The sequence below is a fragment of the Streptomyces roseicoloratus genome (genome assembly GCF_004117935.1).
GTDB classification, from domain to species: Bacteria; Actinomycetota; Actinomycetes; order Streptomycetales; family Streptomycetaceae; genus Streptomyces; species Streptomyces roseicoloratus.
In genome coordinates this window covers 21388-44048 of record NZ_SDOY01000087.1, presented here as the reverse complement: position 1 = coordinate 44048, position 22661 = coordinate 21388, and the positions used below count along the sequence as shown (strand labels likewise).

The window sequence follows — 22661 nt, the reverse complement described above, 5'->3', positions numbered from 1 at the left end:
CATGGACGAGGGCCCCTCCCGGCATCCGGGAAGGGCCCTCGCGTGTTCACGCTCCCGACGGCTTACGCGTCGGCGCCGGCCTTACGGCGACGCACGACGACCATCGCGCCCGCGCCGAGCGCGACGGCGGCGGCGCCCGTGAGGGCGATCGGCATCGTGGAGGAGCCGGCGCCGGTGGCGGCGAGCTTGCCCCCGGTGGTGGAACCGGTGGTGCCGGTCGTCACCGGAGTGGTCGACTTGCCGCCCTGCTGGGTGGTGTTGCCGTTGCCACCCGTGGTGCCGGCGCCGGTGCCGGTCGTGGAGCCGGAAGTGCTGCCACCGGTGCCGGGCTCGCCGCCCTTCTTCGCGGAGATCCTGAAGGCGCTGACATCCAGGTCCTGCGTCTTGCCGCACGAGCCGTCCGGGTTCCGGTAGTCGGCGCCGTAGACGAAGGCGCCCTCCCCGTCGGGCGCGCCCGGGTCAATGCTCAGACGCACCCTGACGTCCTTGTGTGCCTTGGGTGCGAGGGAACCGACGTCCGGGATGCCCTTCACCCGGTCGTACTTCTGCCAGGTGCCGTTCGTCGACCACTCCAGTGTCAGGTAGCGGTCGATCGACTCGTGATCCTTGCCGAAGGCGCTCACCGTCACGATCGGCCGCACCTTGGTCAGGGTCGTGGCGCCCTCGTTGGTCAGGCGCAGCGTGCTCACCTCCGAGCCGCCGGCCTTGGTCTCTCCGGCGCCCTGCATGAGCACGCTGAGGGAGAAGCCGGCGACGCAAGGGTCCCCCGCCTCTGCCGCGGCGAGGGCCGCCTTCGCCTCGTAGTAGGCCTTCCAGGCGTCAGCGGCCGCCTTCGCGGCTGCCTCCGACGTGCGGGTGGCCTCGCTGATCGCGGTCGCCAGGGCCTTCTCGGCCTGCTCCACGGCCTTGTCGGCGGCCTTCTTGGCGGTGGCGGCTGCCGCCGCCTTCTCCTTCGCCGCGTCCAGCGCCTGCTGCGCCTCGGCCCTGGCCGCGTCGTCGGTGGCGGCGTCCAGCTTGGCCTGGGCGACCCGGACGGCCTCCTCGGCGTTCGCCTGCTCACCGGAAGCCTGAGCCGCCTTGTCCTCCGCCTTGGTGACGGCGTCGTTCAGCGGACCCTTGCCGGTCTCGAGGTCGGTCAGCTCGTCGAGGCGCTGCTGAGCGATGACGTCGGCCGCATCGCCCTTCGCCTTGGCCTCGGCGACCGCGCGCCGCAGCTCCTCGATCGTCGGCTTCCGCTGCTCGCGAGCGGCGGAACCGGCAGGCTTGGTGTCCGCGAACGCCGGCGCGGCGGACAGGAGGACGACCGGGGTGGTCACGGCGGCGGCCACGGCCGTCGCCAGAGTGCGGCGAATCTTCACAAGAGCCCTTCTCGGGTCGGACGAAGACGACAGGAAGTGTGGGGGTCACGCGCCTGCGGCAACCTCACGCGGGCACGACGCTGCGGCCATCCTAGGAATGCCGCGAACAGCCACAGGCCGAATTCGTGCCGCGCTGCGTGCTTCCGCACCGCGGTCCTGCCGCGAAGTCAGGTGAATCGGGGCAGTTGCTCATGGAGGCCGGTGAACCATGTCACACCCGAGGAGCCTGGGTATGTCAGATCCGGACGCGAAGGAAGACCCGCATTCCCCTTATAGGAATGCGGGCCTTCCTTTGATCGCGCCACGCTGTGACGTCCGACGGCTTACGCGTCGGCGCCGGCCTTACGGCGACGCACGACGACCATCGCGCCCGCGCCGAGCGCGACGGCGGCGGCGCTCGTGAGGGCGATCGGCATCGTGGAGGAGCCGGCGCCGGTGGCGGCGAGCTTGCCCCCGGTGGTGGAACCGGTGGTGCCGGTCGTCACCGGAGTGGTCGACTTGCCGCCCTGCTGGGTGGTGTTGCCGTTGCCACCCGTGGTGCCGGTGCCGGGCTTGGCCGGCTTGGTGACGGTGAACTCCGTGTAGGCGCCCTCATCGGCACCGCCGCAGGAGCCGTCCTCGTTGACGTACGCGGAGCCGACGATCACGACACCGTCGCCGACGGGCGCCTTGGCGTCGACCGCGACCTTCAGCTTGATGTCGAAGGACTTGCCCGGCTTCAGGGCGGACAGGCTGGAGAAGCCGTCGTCCAGGGTGACCGGCTGCCACTTCGGGCTGTTGGCGGAGGACCAGGTCAGGCGGAAGTGCTTGGCCGTGGGGCTCTCCACGCTGAACGCCTCGGCGTAGCCGCCGACCTCGTCCAGCTCGACCGCGCCCTTGTTGGTGATGCGGATGGTGAAGACGCCGCTGGAACCGGCGGTGATCTTCTTCGGGCCGGTCACGGAGGTGACGAGGTTCGGGTCTTCCTTGCACGGTTCGCCCGGCTGCTCCGCCAGCGCCTTCTCCAGGGCCTTCTTGGCCTCGTCGAGGGCCTTCTTGGCGTCCTCGACGGCCTTCCTGGCGACGCCGATCTTCCGGAGTTCGGCGATGCGCGCGTCCGCGTAGGCGTCGTTCGCGTCGGCGAGGTCCTTGTTCTTGGCCTCGGCCGTGGTCTTGGCCGTGGCGGCGGTGGCCTGGGCGTCGGCGAGGTCCTTCTCGGCGGCGGCCTTCTGGTCCTCCGTGGCGTCGGCGGGCAGCTCGTCCAGGGCCTTCTGCGCGTCGGCCGCCTTCTGGTCGGCCGCGGCCTTGGCCGCCTTGGCCTCGTCGGCGGCCTTCTTGGCCTCCTCGACGGCCTTGACCAGGTCGGGGTGGTCCTCGTCGAACGCGTCCATGGCGGCCTGGAGCTCGTTGTGGTGCGCGACGGCGGCGTCGAGGGCGGCCTGCGCCTTGGCGACCGCGAGCTGCAGTTCCTTGACGGTCTTCTTCTGCTCCTGCGTCTGCGCGGCAGGCTTGGTGTCCGCGAACGCCGGTGCGGCGGACAGGAGGACGACCGGGGTGGTCACGGCGGCGGCCACGGCGGTCGCGAGAATGCGGCGGATCTTCAAGGGGGACCTTTTCTGGTCGGACGGAGACGAAAGACCTACGAGTGGTGGGGCGCGCGCCTGCGGATACCTCACGCGGCACAACGACGACCCGATCGTATGACCGGAACGCCTCCCGCCCGAAGCGCGTTTGACGCGCCCGTCACACCCCTCGCTCCCCACAGGACCCTCATAGGGAACGCAAAGCACGTGAACCCGGACAGTTGCCCACGGAGGCCGCACTTTCGGTGTGACACATGTCATCAGCGCCTCGGCGCACGACCCGTAACGTGTCCCCCACACACCTGGAAAGCGAGGCAAGCACCGATGCCCGAGCACAGCCCGCTCGACCTGCCCGAGGGCGACCCCTTCGGCCCGCACAACCTTCCGTACGGCGTCTTCTCCACCGCCGACGAGCCCGACCGCCGCCGGCTCGGCGTCCGGATCGGCGGGTACGTGCTCGACGCGGGGGCCGCGGCGCACGCCCTGGGGTCGCCGTACGCCGCGCTGCTCGCGCAGCCGAGCCTCAACCCGCTGCTGGCCGCCGGCCGCACCGCGTGGCGCGACGTGCGCCGGGCGCTCACCGGCTGGGTGACCGTGCCCGCGCACCGGCCGGTCGTGGAGCCGCTGCTGCACGCGCTCGACGCCGTCACGCTGCACCTGCCGTACGAGGTCGCCGACTACGTCGACTTCTACGCGAGCGAGCACCACGCCACCAACGTCGGCCGGATCTTCCGCCCCGACGGCGACGCGCTCACCCCGAACTGGAAGCACCTGCCGATCGGCTACCACGGCCGCTCCGGCACCGTCGTCGTCTCCGGCACCGACGTCGTGCGCCCGGCCGGTCAGCGCAAGACGCCGGCCGACCCGGCGCCCGTCTTCGGGCCCTCGGTCAAGCTCGACATCGAGGCCGAGGTCGGCTTCCTCGTCGGCACGCCGTCCGAGCTCGGCCGGCCGGTCGCCCTCGGCGACTTCCGCGAGCACGTCTTCGGCCTGACCCTGCTCAACGACTGGTCGGCGCGGGACGTCCAGGCCTGGGAGTACGTGCCGCTCGGCCCGTTCCTCGGCAAGTCCTTCCAGACGTCCGTCTCGGCGTGGGTGACGCCGCTCGAGGCCCTGGACGCGGCCCGGGTCGCGCCGCCCGCCCGTGACGTCGCGCTCCAGCCGTACCTGGACGACTCCGCCGAAGAGGAGCCCGGCGGCTTCGACCTGCGCATCAGCGTCGCCATCAACGGTGAGGTGGTGGCCGAGCCGCCGTTCGCCTCCATGTACTGGACGGCGGCCCAGCAGCTCGCCCACATGACCGTGAACGGCGCCTCGCTGCGCACCGGCGACCTCTACGGCTCCGGCACGGTCTCCGGCCCCGAGGTCGCCCAGCGCGGTTCGCTCCTCGAGCTCACCTGGAACGGCCGCGACGCGATCGAGCTCGCCGACGGCAAGCGCACGTTCCTCGAGGACGGCGACGAGGTCACCCTGACCGCCTGGGCCCCGGGCCCGGACGGCACCCGCGTCGCCCTCGGCGAGGTCACCGGCCGGATCGCGCCGAACACCAGCGCCTGAGGGTCCGGCCGGCCCTTCTCACCCACCTCCGCCACGGGGGCCACGGGCGCCAGAACAGCGAGGCGCGCGTGACCCCCGTGGCACACGTGGCACCCCGCGCGCTGCCGCCACCCGCGGCGCGAGCGGCGCCCGTGGTACGGGTGCCGTGGGGGCCACGCGCCCCGCGGGTGCCGCCACCGGCGCCCGCGGGCGGTGCGGCCCGCGTGACGCACGCGCAGCGCACGGCGCACATCGCGCAGACGGGCGGTCCGCCGTCCGTCACGTGGCCCGCCACAGCGCCGGGACCGTGGGCGGCTCCCAGCCGGGCTGGGCCGTGTGGGCCTGGAGGCACAGATAGCCCCGCCCGGCGTACGTGACGGCGTCCCCGGCCCGGTAGGCCGTGCCGACCGCCCACGTGCCGCCCGGGGCCGTCGAGGTCGGCGTGGGCGTCGGGCCCGGGCCCGGGTCCTGCGGCACGTCGAGGACGAAGTCGAAGGCCGCCTCCTTGGCGCCGCCCGCGTCCCGCACGGTCATCAGCAGCCGCGGGTCGAAGATCGAGTCCGTGTTGTTGCGGGGCTCGCCCGGGAAGTACAGCTGCGTGGTGAGGATCGGGCGGCCCGGCGCCTGCACCTTGACGTGGATGTGCCGGGTGCGGCCCGGGTACAGGCCCGGCACGATCGTGGTGAGCGCGAAGGCGCCGTCCGTGCCCGTGAACTGGTGGCCGCGGAAGCGGAATCCGGTGTTGTCGTACGCGCCGTTGACGTCGGCCTGCCAGAAGTCGAGCAGCGCCCCGGAGGTCGGCTTGCAGGCCCGCCCGAAGACGTAGCCGCTGAGCGTGAGCCGCACACCCGGCGTTCCCGGCTCCGACAGGCTGGTGCGGAAGGGCGAGTCGGGCTTGAAGTACGGGCCTTCGATCTGCGGGACGGTCAGGTCGTCGCCGTCGTCGCAGGCGGGGGTCAGCGGCGGGGTGCCCGCGCCGTCGGTGAGCGTCCGGGCGAGCGCCGGGACGCCCATGAGGACGACGGGCGCCGCCATGCCGGCGGCGAGCGCGGCGCGCAGCACGGTCTTGCGGCTGACGTGTCCGGTACTGGTCTCGCGGTCCATGCCTGCTCCTCTGGTGGGGGGATCGACCGGTCGACCAGCAACCTAGGCGCGGGGCGGTGCGTGCTTCGATGGACGGAGCGCGGTGGTCGTGGTGCTTTCGACGGCCCCCGGCAGGGGGCGTCCCCGGAGCCCTCCCTCAGATATCGCGCCGCTTCCTGAAGTCGCCCGGGCTCATGCCGGTTTCCCTCCGGAAGAAGCGGCAGAAGTACGCGGGGTCGTCGAAGCCGGTCCGGGCCGCTATCTGTCGTACCGTCAGTTCGGTACGGGCGAGCAGCCGTTGGGCCTCCTTCGTGCGCGCATCGCGGAGCAGGCCGGCCGGGGTGCGGCCGACGGCGGCCCGTACCGCCTCCGTGAGATAGCCGGGCGTGACGCCGATCCGCTCGGCGCAGTCGCGCACGGAGCGCGGCACGTCGGCCCCGCCGTCCCGGTCGGTCCGGGCGAGCAGCCGGGCGAACTCCTCGGCGACGGCGGCCTGTCGGCCGACCACCTGCCGACCGGCCGTGTCCCGGCCGGGCGGCGTCGCGGCCGGAACGGCCGGCCGGTCCGGTCCGGCGAGCCGGGCGGTGCGGACGAGGAGGACGTGCAGCAGCGAGCGCAGGACGGTCGCGAACCCGGCGTCCCCGTGCCCGTACTCCTCCCGCAGTTCGGCGATCAGGCGTCCGGTGCGGCTGTGCGCGGCCGGGTCGAGACGGAGCCAGGGGCGTTCGCCGATGCGGCGCAGGAGGTCCTGGTCGCCGGGGTGGTCGAGGAGGAACTCGGGGGTGAACAGGACGACGGAGCCGTCGAGTCCGCGGACGTCCTCCCAGTGGTGCAGCCGGCCGGGCAGGATGAGGCCGAGCTGCGGCGGGCGGAGTTCCCAGCGGTCGAGGTCGACGACGTGGGTGCCGGTGCCGTGGGTGACGTGCACGATCTCGTAGAAGGTGTGCCGGTGCGGGAAGGCGGCCCGGGACATCGGGCCGATGCTGTCGAAGCTGCCGACGGCGAACGGCACGTCGTCGGGCAGCCGCACCTCCAGGCGGTGCACGGGCGGTTCGCCGCGCCGGGACGCGGTGCAGGGACTGTCGGGCAACGCGGTGGTGCCGCGCATCGTGCGGCCTCCTTCTCTCTCCTCGCGGGCTCACTGGTCGAGACCAATCCGGGCGGTTACTCACGATGACACGGTGCCCCCCAATGGGTCACCCCCACGTGCGGCCTCCCCGCCTCGCGGGTGACGCTGCAGGGGACGGCGGGCGCCGGGGAGAGCCCGTCCGCGTCAGGCGGCCCGCTCGGGGCGCGCCCACCCCTTCCGAGGAGCAGACACACATGTCCGCACGACCCCGCCCCCTCATGGCCGCGCTCGCGCTGGCCGCCGTCACGTCGCTGGCCCTGGGGGCCGCCCCGGCCACCGCGCAGGCACCGGTCGGCAACGACTTCCCGCACCCGGACCTGAAGAAGACGTACGAGGCCACCAAGAAGTACCGGTCCGAGCAGGCGGCGATCGCCGACGGCTACCTGCGCACCGACGACTGCGTCGAGGATCCGGAACTCGGCGGCATGGGCTACCACTACGTGAAGCCCGGACACCTCGGCTCCACCGACCCGACGAAGCCCGCCGCCGTGCTGTACGCGCCGGACCACAAGACCGGCAAGCGCGAACTCGTCGCCGTCGAGTGGGTCGTGCCCAACACGGGTCAGCCCAGGCCGCGGCTCTTCGACCGCGGCTTCGACGGGCCGTTCGACTTCCCGCCGGTGGGACCCCACTACTCGCTGCACGCCTGGATCTTCAAGAAGAACCCGGCGGGCGTCTTCGCCCCGTACAACCAGCGGGTCCACTGCACCCCGTGCACGGAGGACGGGGCGAAGCCCGGCCACGCGAAGCCGGACCACGCGAAGCCCGATCACGGGGTGGCGGGCCAGACGAAGCCCGCGCACCCGAAGGCGTAGGAGCACGGGAGAGGGGCCCGGCCCCGCCTCGCGGCGGGATCCGGGCCCCTCTGCTGCGCGTCCGGTGTCGCTAGCGCACGAACACGCTCGCCTGGCTCGCCAGGTCCAGGAAGTACTGCGGCGCGAAGCCGAGCGCCAGCGTCACGACCACGCCGGCCGTGATCGCCACCGAGGTGAGGCCCGAGGGCACGGCGACCGTGGGGCCGTCCGCCTTCGGCTCGCTGAAGAACATCAGCACGATCACCCGGATGTAGAAGAACGCGGCGACCGCCGACGAGATCACACCGACGACGACGAGCGCGCCCGCGCCGCCGTCCGCCGCCGCCTTGAAGACCGCGAACTTCCCGGAGAAGCCGGAGGTCAGCGGGATGCCGGCGAAGGCGAGCAGGAAGACCGCGAAGACCGCCGCGACCAGCGGCGAACGGCGGCCGAGTCCGGCCCACTTGGACAGGTGCGTGGCCTCGCCGCCCGCGTCGCGCACCAGCGTGACGACGGCGAAGGCGCCGATGGTCACGAAGGAGTAGGCGGCCAGGTAGAACAGCACCGACGAGACGCCCGTCGGCGTGGCCGCGATGACACCGGCCAGGATGAAGCCGGCGTGGGCGATCGACGAGTACGCGAGCAGGCGCTTGATGTCGGTCTGGGTGATGGCGACGACGGCGCCGCCCAGCATGGTGACGATGGCGACGCCCCACATGACCGGGCGCCAGTCCCAGGTGAGGCCCGGCAGCACGACGTACAGGAACCGCAGCATGGCGCCGAACGCGGCGACCTTCGTCGCGGCCGCCATGAATCCGGTGACCGGCGTCGGGGCGCCCTGGTAGACGTCCGGGGTCCACATGTGGAACGGGACGGCGCCGACCTTGAAGAGCAGCCCCATGAGGACCATGGCGAAGCCGATGAGCAGCAGCACGTCGTTGCCCATGGTCTGGGCGAGCGCCGGGTCGACCGCGGGGACGTCGCCGCTGACGACCTGGGCGATGTCGGCGTACGAGACGGAGCCCGCGTAGCCGTAGAGCAGGGCGATCCCGAAGAGCAGGAACGCCGAGGAGAAGGCGCCGAGCAGGAAGTACTTGACCGCCGCCTCCTGCGACATCAGCCGCTTGCGGCGGGCGACGGCGCACAGCAGGTAGAGCGGGAGGGAGAAGACCTCCAGGGCGATGAACAGCGTCAGGAGGTCGTTGGCGGCCGGGAAGACCAGCATGCCGGCGACCGCGAACAGGGTCAGCGGGAAGACCTCGGTCGTGGTGAAGCCGGCCTTGACGGCGGCCTTCTCCTGGTCGCTGCCGGGCACGGCGGCGGCCTCGGCCGCGAAGGAGTCGACCCGGTGGCCGTGGTCGGCCGGGTCGAGCCTGCGCTCGGCGAAGGTGAGCACCGCGAGGACGGCGGAGAGCAGGATGACGCCCTGCAGGAACAGGGCGGGGCCGTCGACGGCGATGGCGCCCATGGCCGCGATGTGGGCCTTGGTGGAGCCGTACCCTCCGGCGGCGAGGCCGACGACCGCGGCGAACGCGGCGACGAGGGCCAGGACGCTCAGGAACACCTGGGTGTGGTGGCGGGCCTTGCGCGGCACGAAGGCTTCGACGAGGACGCTGACGACGGCCGCGCCGACGACGATGAGGACGGGTGACAGCTGGGTGTACTCGATGTGGGGTGCCGGGATCTTGTCGATCGGCCCGGCGGCCGTCGTCCACAGGGTGTGGACGACGGGTGCGACGGCGGTGGCGCTCACTTGGCCGCCTCCACTTCGGGGCTCGGGTCCTTCTGCTGGACATCGGACATGGTGTGCCGCACCGCCGGGTTGACGACGTCCGTCAGCGGCTGCGGGTAGACGCCGAGGAGGATCAGCACCGCGATCAGCGGGGCGACCACCACGAGCTCACGGGCCCGCAGGTCCGGCATGTTCCGGGTCTCCTCCTTCGCCGGTCCGGTCATCGTCCGCTGGTAGAGGACGAGGACGTAGAGCGCGGCGAGGACGATGCCGGTGGTGGCGACGATCCCCGCCACCGGGTAGCGGGCGAACGTGCCGACGAGGACCAGGAACTCACTGACGAACGGGGCGAGTCCGGGCAGTGACAGGGTGGCGAGGCCGCCGATGAGGAAGGTGCCGGCGAGCACCGGCGCGGCCTTCTGCACGCCGCCGTAGTCGGCGATGAGCCGCGAGCCGCGCCGGGAGATCAGGAAGCCGGCGACCAGCATGAGCGCGGCGGTCGAGATGCCGTGGTTGACCATGTAGAGCGTGGCGCCCGACTGGCCCTGGCTGGTCATCGCGAAGATGCCCATGATGATGAAGCCGAAGTGGGAGATCGACGCGTACGCCACCAGGCGCTTGATGTCGCGCTGCCCGACGGCGAGCAGCGCGCCGTAGACGATGCTGATCAGCGCGAGGACGATGATCGCGGGGGTGGCCCACTTGCTGGCCTCGGGGAAGAGGCCGAGGCAGAAGCGGAGCATCGCGAAGGTGCCGACCTTGTCGACGACGGCGGTGATGAGGACGGCGACCGGGGCGGTGGCCTCCCCCATCGCGTTGGGCAGCCAGGTGTGCAGCGGCCACAGCGGGGCCTTCACCGCGAAGGCGAAGAAGAAGCCGAGGAACAGCCAGCGTTCGGTGCTGGTCGCCATGTCCAGCTGTCCGTTGGCCCGCGCCTCGGCGATCTCGGTGAGCGAGAAGTTGCCGGCGACGACGTAGAGCCCGATGACGGCGGCGAGCATGATCAGGCCGCCGGCCAGGTTGTAGAGCAGGAACTTGACCGCCGCGTACGAGCGCTGGGCCGCCGCGTTCTCGTCGGTGCCGCTGTGCGCGCGGTCGCCGAAGCCGCCGATGAGGAAGTACATCGGGATGAGCATGGCTTCGAACAGGATGTAGAAGAGGAAGACGTCGGTGGCCTCGAAGGAGAGGATCACCATGGCCTCGACCATGAGGATCAGGGCGAAGAAGCCCTGGGTGGGGCGCCACCTCTTGGACTGCGTCTCCAGGGGGTCGGCGTCGTGCCAGCCGGCCAGGACGATGAACGGGATGAGCAGGGCGGTGAGCCCGATGAGCGCCACCCCGATGCCGTCGACGCCGAGTTCGTAGCGGACGCCGAAGTCCTTGATCCAGGCGTGGGACTCGGTGAGCTGGTAGCGGTCGCCGCCGGGCTCGAACCGTGCGAAGACGACAGCGGCGAGCACCAGTGTGGCGAGCGAGACGAGCAGCGCCAGCCATTTGGCGGCGGTGCGCCGGGCGGCGGGCACGGCCGCGGTGAGCACGGCGCCCACCGCGGGCACGGCCGCCGTCACCGTAAGGAGCGGGAAGGACATGACAGTTACACCGCCCTCATCAGCAGGGTCGCGGCGATGAGCACCGCCGTACCTCCGAACATGGAGACCGCGTACGACCGGGCGTAGCCGTTCTGGAGCTTGCGCAGCCGGCCGGAGAGCCCGCCGACCGAGGCCGCGGTGCCGTTGACCACCCCGTCGACGAGGCTGTGGTCGACGTAGACGAGGGAGCGGGTCAGGTGGGTGCCGCCGCGGACGAAGACGACGTGGTTGAAGTCGTCCTGGAGCAGGTCGCGGCGGGCGGCCCGGGTGAGCAGCGAGCCGCGCGGGGCGACCGCCGGCACGGGGCGGCGCCCGTACTGGAGGTAGGCGACGCCGACGCCGAGGAGCATGACGACGACGGTGGCGGTGGTGACGGCCGCCGCGCTGAGCGGCGAGTGTCCGTGCTCGAAGCCGGTGACCGGCTCCAGCCACTCGACGAATCCGGCGTACTCGAAGAAGGCGCCGGCGCCGACCGATCCGACGGCCAGCAGGATCATCGGGAGGGTCATGGACTTCGGGGACTCGTGCGGGTGGGGCAGCTCGCCCGGGTGGGCGTCGGCGCCGGGTTCGACGCTCGCCGCCTTGTCCGGGTCGGGCGCGGGCTGCCAGCGCTTCTCGCCGAAGAAGGTCATGATCATCACGCGGGTCATGTAGTACGCGGTGATGGCCGCGCCGAGGAGGGCGCAGGCGCCGAGGATCCAGCCCTCGGTGCCGCCCTTGGCGAAGGCCGCCTCGATGATCTTGTCCTTGGAGAAGAAGCCGGACAGGCCGGGGAAGCCGATGATGGCGAGGTAGCCCAGGCCGAAGGTCACGAAGGTGACCGGCATGTACTTCCGCAGGCCGCCGTACTTGCGCATGTCGACCTCGTCGTTCATGCCGTGCATGACCGAACCGGCGCCGAGGAAGAGCCCGGCCTTGAAGAAGCCGTGGGTCACCAGGTGCATGATCGCGAAGGCGTAGCCGATGGGGCCGAGGCCGGCCGCCAGGACCATGTAGCCGATCTGCGACATCGTCGAGCCGGCGAGCGCCTTCTTGATGTCGTCCTTCGCGCAACCGACGATCGCACCGAAGAGGAGCGTGACAGCGCCGACGACGGTGACGACGAGCTGGGCGTCCGGGGCGGCGTTGAAGATGTCGGCGGAGCGGACGATCAGATAGACGCCGGCCGTCACCATGGTGGCGGCGTGGATGAGGGCGGAGACCGGGGTCGGGCCCTCCATGGCGTCGCCGAGCCAGGACTGCAGCGGCACCTGGGCGGACTTGCCGCAGGCCGCGAGGAGCAGCATCAGCGCGACGGCGGTGAGCTTGCCCTCGCTCGCGTCCCCGCCGGCCGCGGCGTCCAGGACCGGCCCGAAGGCGAAGGTGCCGAAGGTGGTGAACATCAGCATGATCGCGATGGACAGGCCCATGTCGCCGACCCGGTTGACCAGGAAGGCCTTCTTGGCGGCGGTGGCCGCGCTGGGCTTGTGCTGCCAGAAGCCGATGAGGAGGTACGAGGCGAGGCCGACGCCCTCCCAGCCGAAGTACAGCAGCAGGTAGTTGTCGGCGAGGACGAGCAGCAGCATCGCCGCGACGAACAGGTTGAGGTAGCCGAAGAAGCGGCGGCGGCGCTCGTCGTGCTCCATGTACCCGATCGAGTACACGTGGATGAGCGTGCCGACGCCGGTGATCAGCAGCACGAAGGTCATCGACAGCTGGTCGAGCTGGAAGGCGATGTCCGCCTGGAAGCCCTCGACCGGGATCCAGGTGTACAGCGTCTGGTGCAGCGTCCGGTCGTCGGCGCTCTTCCCGAGCATGTCGGCGAACAGGACCAGGCCGATCACGAAGGAGACGGCCGCGAGCAGGGTGCCGAGCCAGTGCCCGGCCTTGTCGAGCCGCCGGCCGCCGGTCAGCAGGACGGCCGCTCCGAGCAGGGGCGCCGCGACGAGCAGCGCAATGAGGTTGTCCACGGTCAGCCCCTCACAGCTTCATCAGGCTGGCGTCGTCGACCGAGGCCGAGTGGCGGGCACGGAAGACGGACACGATGATCGCGAGTCCGACGACGACCTCCGCGGCGGCCACGACCATCGTGAAGAAGGCGATGACCTGGCCGTCGAGGTTGCCGTGCATGCGGGAGAAGGCGACGAACGCGAGGTTGCAGGCGTTGAGCATCAGCTCGACGCACATGAAGAGCACGATCGCGTTCCGCCGGATGAGCACCCCGGTCGCGCCGATGGTGAACAGCAGCGCGGCGAGGTACAGGTAGTTGACGGGGTTCATCGCGAGGCCTCCTCCTCGTCCCGGTCGCGGTCCGGGACCTGGTCCCGGATGTCGCGGACGTCTTCCCGGTCCCGGCCCAGGCGCTCCTCGGAGCGCTGTTCGAGGGCCTTGAGGTCGGCCAGCGCCTCGCCGGACACGTCCCGGATCTGGCCGCGCTTGCGCAGGGTCGAGATCACGGTCAGGTCGGCCGGCGTGCCGTCGGGCAGCAGGCCGGCGATGTCCACGGCGTTGTGCCGGGCGTAGACGCCGGGCGCGGGGAGCGGCGGCAGGTGCGTGCCTTCCCGTACGCGCTGCTCGGCCAGCTCGCGCTGGGTGCGGGCGCGTTCGGTGCGCTCGCGGTGGGTGAGGACCATCGCGCCGACGGCCGCGGTGATGAGCAGGGCGCCGGTGATCTCGAAGGCGAAGACGTACTTGGTGAAGACGAGGGCGGCGATGCCCTCGACGTTTCCGCCGTACGCCGCGTTCGCGGTGCCCAGGCCGTCGAACTCGGTCAGCGAGGCGTTGCCGATGCCGCCGGCGAGCAGGATGCCGAAGCCGAGCGCGCAGGCGGCGGCCCACCAGCGCTGGCCCTTGATGGTTTCCTTCACCGAGTCGGCGGCGGTGACGCCGACGAGCATGACGACGAACAGGAAGAGCATCATGATCGCGCCGGTGTAGACGACGATCTGGACGACGCCCAGGAAGTACGCGCCGTTGGCGAGGTAGAACACCGCGAGGATGATCATGGTGCCGGCGAGGCAGAGCGCCGAGTGGACGGCCTTCCTCAGCAGGATGGTGCACAGCGCGCCGATGACGGCGACGGTGCCGAGCACCCAGAACTGGACGGCCTCGCCGGTGGAGGTGGTGGAGGCGGCGAGCACGCTCATCGGCCGACCGCCTTCCCCGACGCCGGCTCGGACTCGCCGAAGGTCGACTCGGCCTCCTGCACGGTCTCGCCCCTGGAGACGGCGGGCTGGCGGACGGTCCCGGGCGCGGCCTCGGTGACCAGGCCCCGGTAGTAGTCCTGCTCGTCCGTGCCCGGGTAGATGGCGTGCGGGGTGTCGACCATGCCCTCGGTGAGGCCCGCGAGGAGCTGCTCCTTGGTGTAGATGAGGTTCTCGCGGGAGGAGTCGGCGAGTTCGAACTCGTTGGTCATCGTCAGCGCGCGCGTGGGGCACGCCTCGATGCAGAGTCCGCACAGGATGCAGCGGGCGTAGTTGATCTGGTACACCCGGCCGTACCGCTCGCCCGGCGAGTAGCGCTCCTCGTCGGTGTTGTCGGCGCCCTCCACGTAGATGGCGTCGGCGGGGCAGGCCCAGGCGCACAACTCGCAGCCGACGCACTTCTCCAGGCCGTCGGGGTGCCGGTTGAGCTGGTGCCTGCCGTGGAAGCGGGGCGCCGTCGTCTTCTGCTGCTCCGGGTACTGCTCCGTCAGCCGCTTCTTGAACATGGCCTTGAAGGTCACGCCGAAGCCGGCCACCGGATTCTGGAAATCAGACACCGTCCGTCTCCTTTCCATCACTCGCAGTAGCAGTATCGGGGCCACCACTGACAATCAGCTCCCGCTCACCGCGGGGCCGACGCCGCGGAACGGGCGGCAGGGACTGTCCGGGCTTGGGCGGTACGGGGAAGCCGCCGGCCATCGGGTCGAACGGCGCCTCGGGCGCGGCCTTCCGCTCGGCTTCCTTCGCCTTCCGGTCGCGGAACAGGTCCGCGACGAAGGAGAGCAGCAGCACCGCGAGCACCGCCCCGGCGACGTACAGCACGATCGTCTGGAAGTCGTAGTTCTCGTTGCGCAGCGCCCGGACCGTGGCGACCAGCATCAGCCAGACCACGGAGACCGGGATGAGCACCTTCCAGCCCAGCTTCATCAGCTGGTCGTAGCGGACGCGGGGCAGGGTGCCGCGCAGCCAGATGAAGAAGAACAGCAGCAGCTGGACCTTGAGGACGAACCAGAGCATCGGCCACCAGCCGTGGTTCGCGCCCTCCCAGAAGGTGCTGATCGGCCACGGGGCCCGCCAGCCGCCCAGGAAGAGGGTCACGGACACGGCCGAGACGGTCACCATGTTCACGTACTCGGCGAGCATGAACATCGCGAACTTGATGGACGAGTACTCGGTGTTGAAGCCGCCGACGAGGTCGCCCTCGGACTCCGGCATGTCGAACGGGGCGCGGTTGGTCTCGCCCACCATGGTGACGATGTAGATGATGAAGGAGACCGGCAGCAGGACGACGAACCAGCGGTCGGCCTGCGCCTCCACGATCTTCGAGGTCGACATCGACCCGGAGTAGAGGAAGACGGAGGCGAACGCGGCGCCCATGGCGATCTCGTACGAGATCATCTGCGCGCACGAGCGCAGTCCGCCGAGCAGCGGGTACGTCGAGCCCGAGGACCAGCCGGCGAGGACGATGCCGTAGATGCCGACGGAGGCGATCGCGAGGACGTACAGCATCGCGATCGGCAGGTCGGTCAGCTGCATCGTGGTGCGCTGACCGAAGATCGACACCTCGTTGCCGGCCGGGCCGAACGGGATCACGGCGATCGCCATGAAGGCCGGGATGGCGGCGACGATCGGCGCGAGCACGTACACGACCTTGTCGGCCCGGCGGACGATCACGTCCTCCTTCAGCATCAGCTTGATGCCGTCGGCGAGCGACTGGAGCATGCCCCAGGGACCGTGCCGGTTGGGGCCGATGCGCAGCTGCATCCAGGCGACGACCTTGCGCTCCCACACGATGGAGAAGAGCACGGTCACCATCAGGAAGGCGAAGCAGAAGACCGCCTTGATCGCGACGAGCCACCAGGGGTCCGTCCCGAACATGGACAGGTCCTCCGCGGCGAGCAGCGTGTTCACGCCTGCACCTCCGTGGACGTGGACGTGGCGGCCGTGGTGGCCGGGCCGATGCGGACCAGGTCGCCGGGGCGGGCTCCGGCGCCGGTGAGGACGCCGTGGCCCGCGGAGTTCAGCGGGAGCCAGACCACGCGGTCGGGCATCTCGGTGACGGCGAGCGGGAAGGTCACCGCGCCGGCCGGGCCGGTGACCTCGAGCAGGTCGCCGTCCTTGACGCCGGTGTCGGCGGCGGTGGCGGCCGACAGCCGGGCCACGGCGGCGTGCCGGGTGCCGGCCAGGGCCTCGTCGCCTTCCTGGAGGCGGCCGAGGTCGAGCAGCAGGCGGTGTCCGGCGAGGACGGCCTCGCCGTCGCCGGGCCGGGGCGCGGACTGGCCGGGCTCGGCGGGCTCGCCGGCCCGCTCGCCGGTCCAGCCGCCGAGCCGGTCCAGCTCGCGGCGCACCGACCGCAGGTCGGGCAGGTCGAGGCGGCCCCTCTCATCAGTGCCTTCGGCACGGGCGAGGGCGTCGGCCAGCATGTGCAGGACGCGGGCGTCGGCCGGGGCGAGCGGCCGGGTCATCTGCTCGGGCTTGAGCGCGGCCTCGAAGAGCCGGGCCCTGCCTTCCCAGTTGAGGAAGGTGCCGGGCTTCTCGGCGACCGCGGCGACCGGCAGGATCACGTCGGCCCGCTCGGTGACGGCGCCGGGGCGCAGCTCCAGGGAGACGACGAAGGCCCGGTCGAGTGCCTCACGCGCGCGTGCCGGGTCCGGCAGGTCGTCGACGTCGACGCCGCCGACGAGCAGGGCGGCGAGTTCACCGGTGGCGGCGGCCTCGACGATCTGGCCGGTGTCGCGGCCGTAGCCGTGCGGGAGTTCGCGCACGCCCCACACGGCGGCGACCTCGTCGCGCGCGCGGGGATCGGTCGCGGGCCGCCCGCCGGGCAGCAGGGAGGGGACGGCGCCCGCCTCGACGGCGCCGCGCTCGCCGGCCCGGCGCGGGATCCACACCAGCCGCGCGCCGGTGGCGGTCGCGGCCCGGACGGCGGCGGTCAGCGCGCCGGGCACCCCGGCGAGCCGTTCGCCGACGAGGATCACGGCGCCGTCCTCGCGCAGCGCCTCGGCGGCGGCGAAGCCCTCGCGGGAGAGGCCGACGCGGGAGGTGAGGGCGTCGAGCCACTCGGTCTCGGTGCCGGGCGCGGCGGCGAGCAGGGTGCCGCCGGCCTTCTCCAGGCCGCGGGTGGCGAACGGGGCGACGGCGTACGTCCGCTGGCCGCGCTTGCGCCAGGACTTGCGCAGCTTCAGGAAGACGCCGGGTGCCTCCTCCTCGGCCTCCAGGCCGACGAGGAGGACCGCCGGGGCGGCCTCCAGGGCACGGTAGGTGACGCCGCTGCCGTCGAGGTCCCGGCCGCGTCCGGCGACGACGGAGGCCAGGAAGTCGGCTTCCTCGCCGGAGTGGACGCGGGCCCGGAAGTCGACGTCGTTGGTGTCGAGGGCGACGCGGGCGAACTTGGCGTAGGCGTAGGAGTCCTCGACGGTGAGGCGGCCGCCGGCGAGGACGCCGGTGCGGCCGCGGACGAGTCCGCGGGCCGCCGCCTCCAGGGCCTCCGGCCAGGACGCCTGCTCCAGTCTGCCGGTCTCGGGGTCGCGGACGAGCGGGGTCGTGAGCCGGTCGCGCTGCTGCGCGTACCGGAACGCGAACCTGCCCTTGTCGCAGATCCACTCCTCGTTGACCTCGGGGTCCTCGGCGGCCAGCCGCCGCATGACCTTGCCGCGCCGGTGGTCGGTGCGGGTGGCGCAGCCGCCGGCGCAGTGCTCGCAGACGCTCGGCGACGACACCAGGTCGAAGGGCCGGGAGCGGAAGCGGTACGCGGCGGAGGTGAGCGCGCCGACCGGGCAGATCTGGATGGTGTTGCCGGAGAAGTACGACTCGAACGGGTCGCCGTTGCCGATGCCGACCTGCTGGAGCGCGCCGCGCTCGATCAGCTCGATCATCGGGTCGCCGGCGACCTGGTTGGAGAAGCGGGTGCAGCGCGCGCAGAGCACGCAGCGCTCGCGGTCGAGCAGCACCTGGGTGGAGAGCGGGATCGGCTTCTCGTAGGTGCGCTTCTTCCCGTCGAAGCGGGACTCGGCCTGGCCGTGCGACATGGCCTGGTTCTGCAGCGGGCACTCGCCGCCCTTGTCGCAGACCGGGCAGTCCAGCGGGTGGTTGATGAGCAGCAGCTCCATCACGCCGTGCTGGGCCTTCTCGGCGACCTGCGAGGTCAGCTGCGACCTGACGACCATGCCGTCGGTGCAGGTGATGGTGCAGGAGGCCATCGGCTTGCGCTGGCCCTCGACCTCGACGATGCACTGCCGGCAGGCGCCGGCCGGGTCGAGGAGCGGGTGGTCGCAGAAGCGCGGGATCTCGATGCCGAGCTGCTCGGCGGCGCGGATCACCAGGGTCCCCTTGGGGACGGAGACCTCGACGCCGTCGATCGTCAGCGTCACGAGGTCCTCCGGCGGAACCGCCGCGCTGCCGTTCCCTCCCGGGGATGACGTGGTGACGGTCATGCGTTCACCTCCCGGTGCTTGTCCGCCCAGGCCGTCGACTTGGCGGGGTCGAAGGGGCAGCCCTTGCCCGTGATGTGCTGCTCGTACTCGTCGCGGAAGTACTTGAGCGAGGAGAAGATCGGCGAGGCGGCGCCGTCGCCGAGGGCGCAGAAGGACTTGCCGTTGATGTTGTCGGCGATGTCGTTCAGCTTGTCGAGGTCGGACATGACGCCCTTGCCGGCCTCGATGTCGCGCATCAGCTGGACGAGCCAGTAGGTGCCCTCGCGGCAGGGCGTGCACTTGCCGCAGGACTCGTGGGCGTAGAACTCGGTCCACCGGGTGACGGCCCGCACGACGCACGTGGTCTCGTCGAAGCACTGGAGCGCCTTGGTGCCGAGCATGGAGCCGGCGGCGCCGACGCCCTCGTAGTCGAGCGGGACGTCGAGGTGCTCGTCGGTGAACATCGGGGTGGAGGAGCCGCCGGGGGTCCAGAACTTGAGCCGGTGCCCGGGCCGCATCCCGCCGCTCATGTCGAGGAGCTGGCGCAGGGTGATGCCGAGCGGGGCCTCGTACTGGCCGGGCGAGGCGACGTGGCCGCTGAGCGAGTAGAGCGTGAAGCCGGGGGACTTCTCGGTCCCCATCGACGTGAACCAGTCCTTGCCCTTGTTGAGGATCGCGGGAACCGAGGCGATGGACTCGACGTTGTTCACGACGGTGGGGCACGCGTACAGACCGGCGACCGCGGGGAAGGGGGGTCGCAGCCGGGGCTGGCCGCGGCGTCCTTCGAGCGAGTCGAGCAGGGCGGTCTCCTCGCCGCAGATGTACGCGCCGGCGCCGGCGTGGACGGTGAGTTCGACGTCGAGGCCGCTGCCGAGGATGTTCTTGCCGAGGTATCCGGCCGCGTAGGCCTCCCGTACGGCCTCGTGGAGCCGGCGCAGTACGGGGACGACCTCGCCGCGCAGGTAGACGAAGGCGTGCTGGGAGCGGATCGCGTAGCAGGCGATCACGATGCCCTCGATGAGCGAGTGCGGGTTGGCGAAGAGGAGCGGGATGTCCTTGCAGGTGCCGGGCTCGGACTCGTCGGCGTTGACGACGAGGTAGTGCGGCTTGCCGTCGCCCTGCGGGATGAACTGCCACTTCATCCCGGTGGGGAAGCCGGCGCCGCCGCGGCCGCGCAGGCCGGAGTCCTTGACGTACGCGATGAGGTCGTCGGGCGACATCGCGAGGGCCTTGCGGAGGCCCTCGTAGCCCTCGTGCCGCCGGTAGGTGTCCAGGGTCCAGGAGTCGGGCTGGTCCCAGAAGGCCGACAGGACGGGTGAGAGCAGCTTCTCGGGGCTGCTGTTGTTGATCTCGGCTGCCAAGGTCATCACTCCCCCTCCCCACTGGCCGATTCGCCGCGCGGGTGGACGATCTTGTGGTGCGGGGACTCGCCCTTGGCTAGCCGCAGCCCGACGAGCGAGGCCGGGCCGGCCCCTCCGGTGGCCTCGACGGCCCCCTCGCGCTCGTCGGGGAAGCCCGCCAGGATGCGGGCGGTCTCCTTGAAGGTGCACAGCGGCGCGCCGCGGGTGGGAGACACGGGACGGCCGGACCGCAGGTCGTCGACGAGCTCCTTCGCCGACTCGGGGGTCTGGTTGTCGAAGAACTCCCAGTTGACCATCACGACCGGCGCGTAGTCGCAGGCCGCGTTGCACTCGATGTGCTCGAGGGTGACCTTGCCGTCCGGGGTGGTCTCGTTGTTGCCGACGCCGAGGTGCTCCTTGAGCTCCTCGAAGATGGCGTCGCCGCCCATGACGGCGCACAGCGTGTTGGTGCAGACGCCGACCTGGTAGTCGCCGGACGGCTTGCGCCGGTACATGGAGTAGAAGGTGGCGACCGCGGTGACCTCGGCGGTGGTCAGGTCCAGCATGTCCGCGCAGAACCGCATGCCGGTACGGGTGACGTGCCCCTCCTCGGACTGCACGAGGTGCAGCATCGGCAGGAGCGCGGAGCGGGACCCCGGATAGCGCGCGATGATCGCCCTGGCGTCCTCCTCGAGCCGGGCGCGGACCTCGGCCGGGTAGTCGGGCGCGGGCAGCTGGGGCATGCCGAGACCGGTGGGGCCGCCGGCGGGCCCCGGGTGTCCGGCGTGCTCCGTGTGCTCGGTGTGTCCGTCCGTCATCGGTCGACGCCTCCCATCACGGGGTCGATGGACGCGACGGCGACGATGACGTCGGCGACCTGGCCGCCTTCACACATCGCGGCCATGGCCTGGAGGTTGGTGAACGAGGGGTCGCGGAAGTGGACCCGGTAGGGGCGGGTGCCGCCGTCGGAGACGACGTGGACGCCGAGTTCGCCCTTGGGCGACTCGACGGCCGCGTAGGCCTGGCCGGCCGGGACCCGGAAGCCCTCGGTGACCAGCTTGAAGTGGTGGATCAGGGCCTCCATCGAGGTGCCCATGATCTTCTTGATGTGGTCGAGGGAGTTGCCGAGCCCGTCGGGGCCGAGGGCCAGCTGGGCGGGCCAGGCGATCTTCTTGTCGCCGACCATGACCGGGCCGGGCTCCAGCCGGTCGAGGCACTGCTCGACGATCCGCAGCGACTGGCGCATCTCCTCCAGGCGGACGAGGAAGCGGCCGTAGGCGTCGCAGCTGTCGGCGGTGGGCACCTCGAAGTCGTAGGTCTCGTAGCCGCAGTACGGGTCGGTCTTGCGCAGGTCGTGCGGGAGGCCCGCGGAGCGCAGGATCGGTCCGGTGGCGCCGAGCGCCATGCAGCCGGTGAGGTCGAGGTAGCCGACGTCCTGCATGCGGGCCTTGAAGATCGGGTTGCCGGTGGCGAGCTTGTCGTACTCCGGCAGGTTCTTCTGCATGGTCTTCACGAACTCGCGCACGGCGTCGACGGCGCCGGGCGGGAGGTCCTGGGCGAGGCCCCCGGGGCGGATGAACGCGTGGTTCATGCGCAGGCCGGTGATCAGCTCGTACAGGTCCAGGATCATCTCGCGGTCCCGGAAGCCGTAGATCATGATCGTGGTGGCGCCGAGCTCCATGCCGCCGGTGGCGATGCACACCAGGTGCGAGGAGAGCCGGTTGAGCTCCATGAGGAGCACCCGGATGACGCTCGCGCGGTCCGGGACCTGGTCGGTGATGCCGAGCAGCTTCTCCACGCCGAGGCAGTACGCCGTCTCGTTGTAGAACGAGGTGAGGTAGTCCATGCGCGTGACGAAGGTGGTGCCCTGCGTCCAGGTCCGGTACTCGAGGTTCTTCTCGATGCCGGTGTGGAGGTAGCCGATGCCGCAGCGGGCCTCGGTGACGGTCTCGCCGTCGATCTCCAGGATGAGCCGCAGCACGCCGTGGGTGGACGGGTGCTGGGGGCCCATGTTGACGACGATGCGCTCGTCGTCGGCCTTGGCGGCGGACTGGACGACCTCGTCCCAGTCGCCGCCGGTGACGGTGTAGACGGTGCCTTCGGTGGTGTCCCGGGCTCCTGCCGGTGTGCTGTTCACGAGTACGACCTCCGCTGGTCCGGAGCCGGGATCTGGGCGCCCTTGTACTCGACGGCGATGCCGCCGAGCGGGTAGTCCTTGCGCTGCGGGTGGCCCTGCCAGTCGTCCGGCATCATGATCCGGGTGAGGGCGGGGTGGCCGTCGAAGACGATGCCGAAGAAGTCGTAGGTCTCGCGCTCGTGCCAGTCGTTGGTCGGGTAGACCGGGACGAGCGACGGGATGTGCGGGTCGGCGTCGGGCGCCGAGACCTCCAGGCGGATCAGCCGGCCGTGGGTGAGCGAGCGCAGGTGGTAGACGGCGTGCAGCTCGCGGCCCTTGTCGCCGCGGTAGTGGACGCCGGAGACGCCGGTGCACAGCTCGAAGCGCAGGGCCGGGTCGTCGCGCAGCGTGCGGGCGACCCGGACGAGGTGCTCGCGCGCGATGTGGAAGGTGAGCTCGTCGCGGTCGACGACGGTCTTCTCGATCGCGTTCTCGGGGACGAGACCCTGTTCCTCCAGGGCGCCCTCGAGCTCGTCGGCGACCTCGTCGAACCATCCGCCGTACGGGCGGGTGGCCGGGCCGGGGAGCCGGATCGAGCGGACCAGGCCGCCGTAGCCGGAGGTGTCGCCGCCCTTCTCGGCGCCGAACATGCCGCGCTGGACGCGGACCTCCTCGCCGTGCTCGCCGCGCTGCCCCGGCAGGTTCTGCGCGCTGAGTTCCTTCTCGGGGTTCGGGGTTTCGTCGCTCACCGTTCCGTCCCGTTCCCTTCTCCGCCCGCGCGGCGCGGAGGCGCGGCTTTCGTCGTCGGCTGCGGCCCGGCGGCCGCAC

The 22661-nt window shown here is 71.4% G+C and carries 18 protein-coding genes; 2 read left to right on the top strand and 16 right to left on the bottom strand.

Annotated features, from left to right (window positions below; genetic code table 11):
* Window positions 1-62: 62 nt before the first annotated feature.
* Together ESG85_RS07925 and ESG85_RS07920 are read right to left on the bottom strand one after the other, a co-directional pair.
* Window positions 63-1358, bottom strand: coding sequence for an LPXTG cell wall anchor domain-containing protein (locus ESG85_RS07925; RefSeq protein ID WP_128977335.1), 1296 nt, complete (start codon window positions 1356-1358; stop codon window positions 63-65).
* A 323-nt stretch (window positions 1359-1681) separates the two neighbouring features.
* Window positions 1682-2941, bottom strand: coding sequence for a COG1361 family protein (locus ESG85_RS07920; protein WP_128977334.1), 1260 nt, complete (start codon window positions 2939-2941; stop codon window positions 1682-1684).
* A gap of 303 nt (window positions 2942-3244) precedes the next feature.
* Between ESG85_RS07920 and fahA the strand changes: the two genes are divergently transcribed.
* Entirely contained in the window at window positions 3245-4477 is a 1233-nt protein-coding gene (fahA, locus tag ESG85_RS07915; RefSeq protein WP_128977333.1) for a fumarylacetoacetase, read from the top strand.
* 258 nt (window positions 4478-4735) lie between these two features.
* Here fahA and ESG85_RS07910 read toward each other — a convergent pair whose 3' ends face one another.
* Complete coding sequence (locus tag ESG85_RS07910; protein WP_128977332.1) at window positions 4736-5560, bottom strand: dioxygenase family protein; 825 nt, start codon at window positions 5558-5560, stop codon at window positions 4736-4738.
* A gap of 136 nt (window positions 5561-5696) precedes the next feature.
* Window positions 5697-6647 carry a helix-turn-helix transcriptional regulator gene (locus tag ESG85_RS07905; RefSeq protein WP_128977331.1) on the bottom strand — a complete coding sequence of 317 codons (951 nt, stop codon included), beginning with the start codon at window positions 6645-6647 and terminating at the stop codon, window positions 5697-5699.
* Between the two features lie 215 nt (window positions 6648-6862).
* On the opposite strand from ESG85_RS07905, the gene ESG85_RS07900 reads away from it, so the two are divergent.
* Window positions 6863-7483, top strand: coding sequence for a hypothetical protein (locus ESG85_RS07900; RefSeq protein ID WP_128977330.1), 621 nt, complete (start codon window positions 6863-6865; stop codon window positions 7481-7483).
* Window positions 7484-7553: 70 nt separating this feature from the next.
* Here the strand turns inward: ESG85_RS07900 and nuoN are convergent, their stop codons facing one another.
* From nuoN to ESG85_RS07840, 12 genes are all read right to left on the bottom strand, one after another.
* Window positions 7554-9215 carry an NADH-quinone oxidoreductase subunit NuoN gene (gene nuoN, locus ESG85_RS07895; RefSeq protein ID WP_128977329.1) on the bottom strand — a complete coding sequence of 554 codons (1662 nt, stop codon included), beginning with the start codon at window positions 9213-9215 and terminating at the stop codon, window positions 7554-7556.
* Window positions 9212-10783 (bottom strand): NADH-quinone oxidoreductase subunit M, encoded by a 1572-nt coding sequence (locus ESG85_RS07890; RefSeq protein ID WP_128977328.1) that lies wholly within the window; start codon window positions 10781-10783, stop codon window positions 9212-9214. The genes nuoN and ESG85_RS07890 overlap by 4 nt, the downstream gene beginning before the upstream one ends.
* Before the next feature lie 5 nt (window positions 10784-10788).
* Window positions 10789-12732, bottom strand: a complete 1944-nt coding sequence (nuoL, locus tag ESG85_RS07885) for an NADH-quinone oxidoreductase subunit L (RefSeq protein ID WP_128977327.1) — start codon at window positions 12730-12732, stop codon at window positions 10789-10791.
* Between the two features lie 10 nt (window positions 12733-12742).
* Window positions 12743-13042 carry an NADH-quinone oxidoreductase subunit NuoK gene (gene nuoK, locus ESG85_RS07880; protein ID WP_128977326.1) on the bottom strand — a complete coding sequence of 100 codons (300 nt, stop codon included), beginning with the start codon at window positions 13040-13042 and terminating at the stop codon, window positions 12743-12745.
* Complete coding sequence (locus ESG85_RS07875) at window positions 13039-13908, bottom strand: NADH-quinone oxidoreductase subunit J (RefSeq protein ID WP_128977325.1); 870 nt, start codon at window positions 13906-13908, stop codon at window positions 13039-13041. The genes nuoK and ESG85_RS07875 overlap by 4 nt, the downstream gene beginning before the upstream one ends.
* Window positions 13905-14522, bottom strand: coding sequence for an NADH-quinone oxidoreductase subunit NuoI (nuoI, locus tag ESG85_RS07870; protein ID WP_246094872.1), 618 nt, complete (start codon window positions 14520-14522; stop codon window positions 13905-13907). Before nuoI ends, ESG85_RS07875 begins: the two co-directional genes overlap by 4 nt.
* Window positions 14515-15843 (bottom strand): NADH-quinone oxidoreductase subunit NuoH, encoded by a 1329-nt coding sequence (gene nuoH, locus ESG85_RS07865; protein WP_246094874.1) that lies wholly within the window; start codon window positions 15841-15843, stop codon window positions 14515-14517. The genes nuoI and nuoH overlap by 8 nt, the downstream gene beginning before the upstream one ends.
* A gap of 29 nt (window positions 15844-15872) precedes the next feature.
* On the bottom strand, window positions 15873-18398 hold the full coding sequence (locus ESG85_RS07860; protein ID WP_128977322.1) for an NADH-quinone oxidoreductase subunit G: 2526 nt from the start codon (window positions 18396-18398) through the stop codon (window positions 15873-15875).
* Window positions 18395-19744, bottom strand: coding sequence for an NADH-quinone oxidoreductase subunit NuoF (nuoF, locus tag ESG85_RS07855; protein ID WP_128977321.1), 1350 nt, complete (start codon window positions 19742-19744; stop codon window positions 18395-18397). Before nuoF ends, ESG85_RS07860 begins: the two co-directional genes overlap by 4 nt.
* A complete protein-coding gene (nuoE, locus tag ESG85_RS07850; protein WP_128977340.1) occupies window positions 19744-20460 on the bottom strand; it encodes an NADH-quinone oxidoreductase subunit NuoE in 717 nt (238 codons plus the stop codon). Before nuoE ends, nuoF begins: the two co-directional genes overlap by 1 nt.
* 71 nt (window positions 20461-20531) lie before the next feature.
* On the bottom strand, window positions 20532-21854 hold the full coding sequence (locus ESG85_RS07845; protein ID WP_128977320.1) for an NADH-quinone oxidoreductase subunit D: 1323 nt from the start codon (window positions 21852-21854) through the stop codon (window positions 20532-20534).
* On the bottom strand, window positions 21851-22582 hold the full coding sequence (locus tag ESG85_RS07840; RefSeq protein WP_128977319.1) for an NADH-quinone oxidoreductase subunit C: 732 nt from the start codon (window positions 22580-22582) through the stop codon (window positions 21851-21853). Before ESG85_RS07840 ends, ESG85_RS07845 begins: the two co-directional genes overlap by 4 nt.
* Window positions 22583-22661 lie beyond the last annotated feature (79 nt).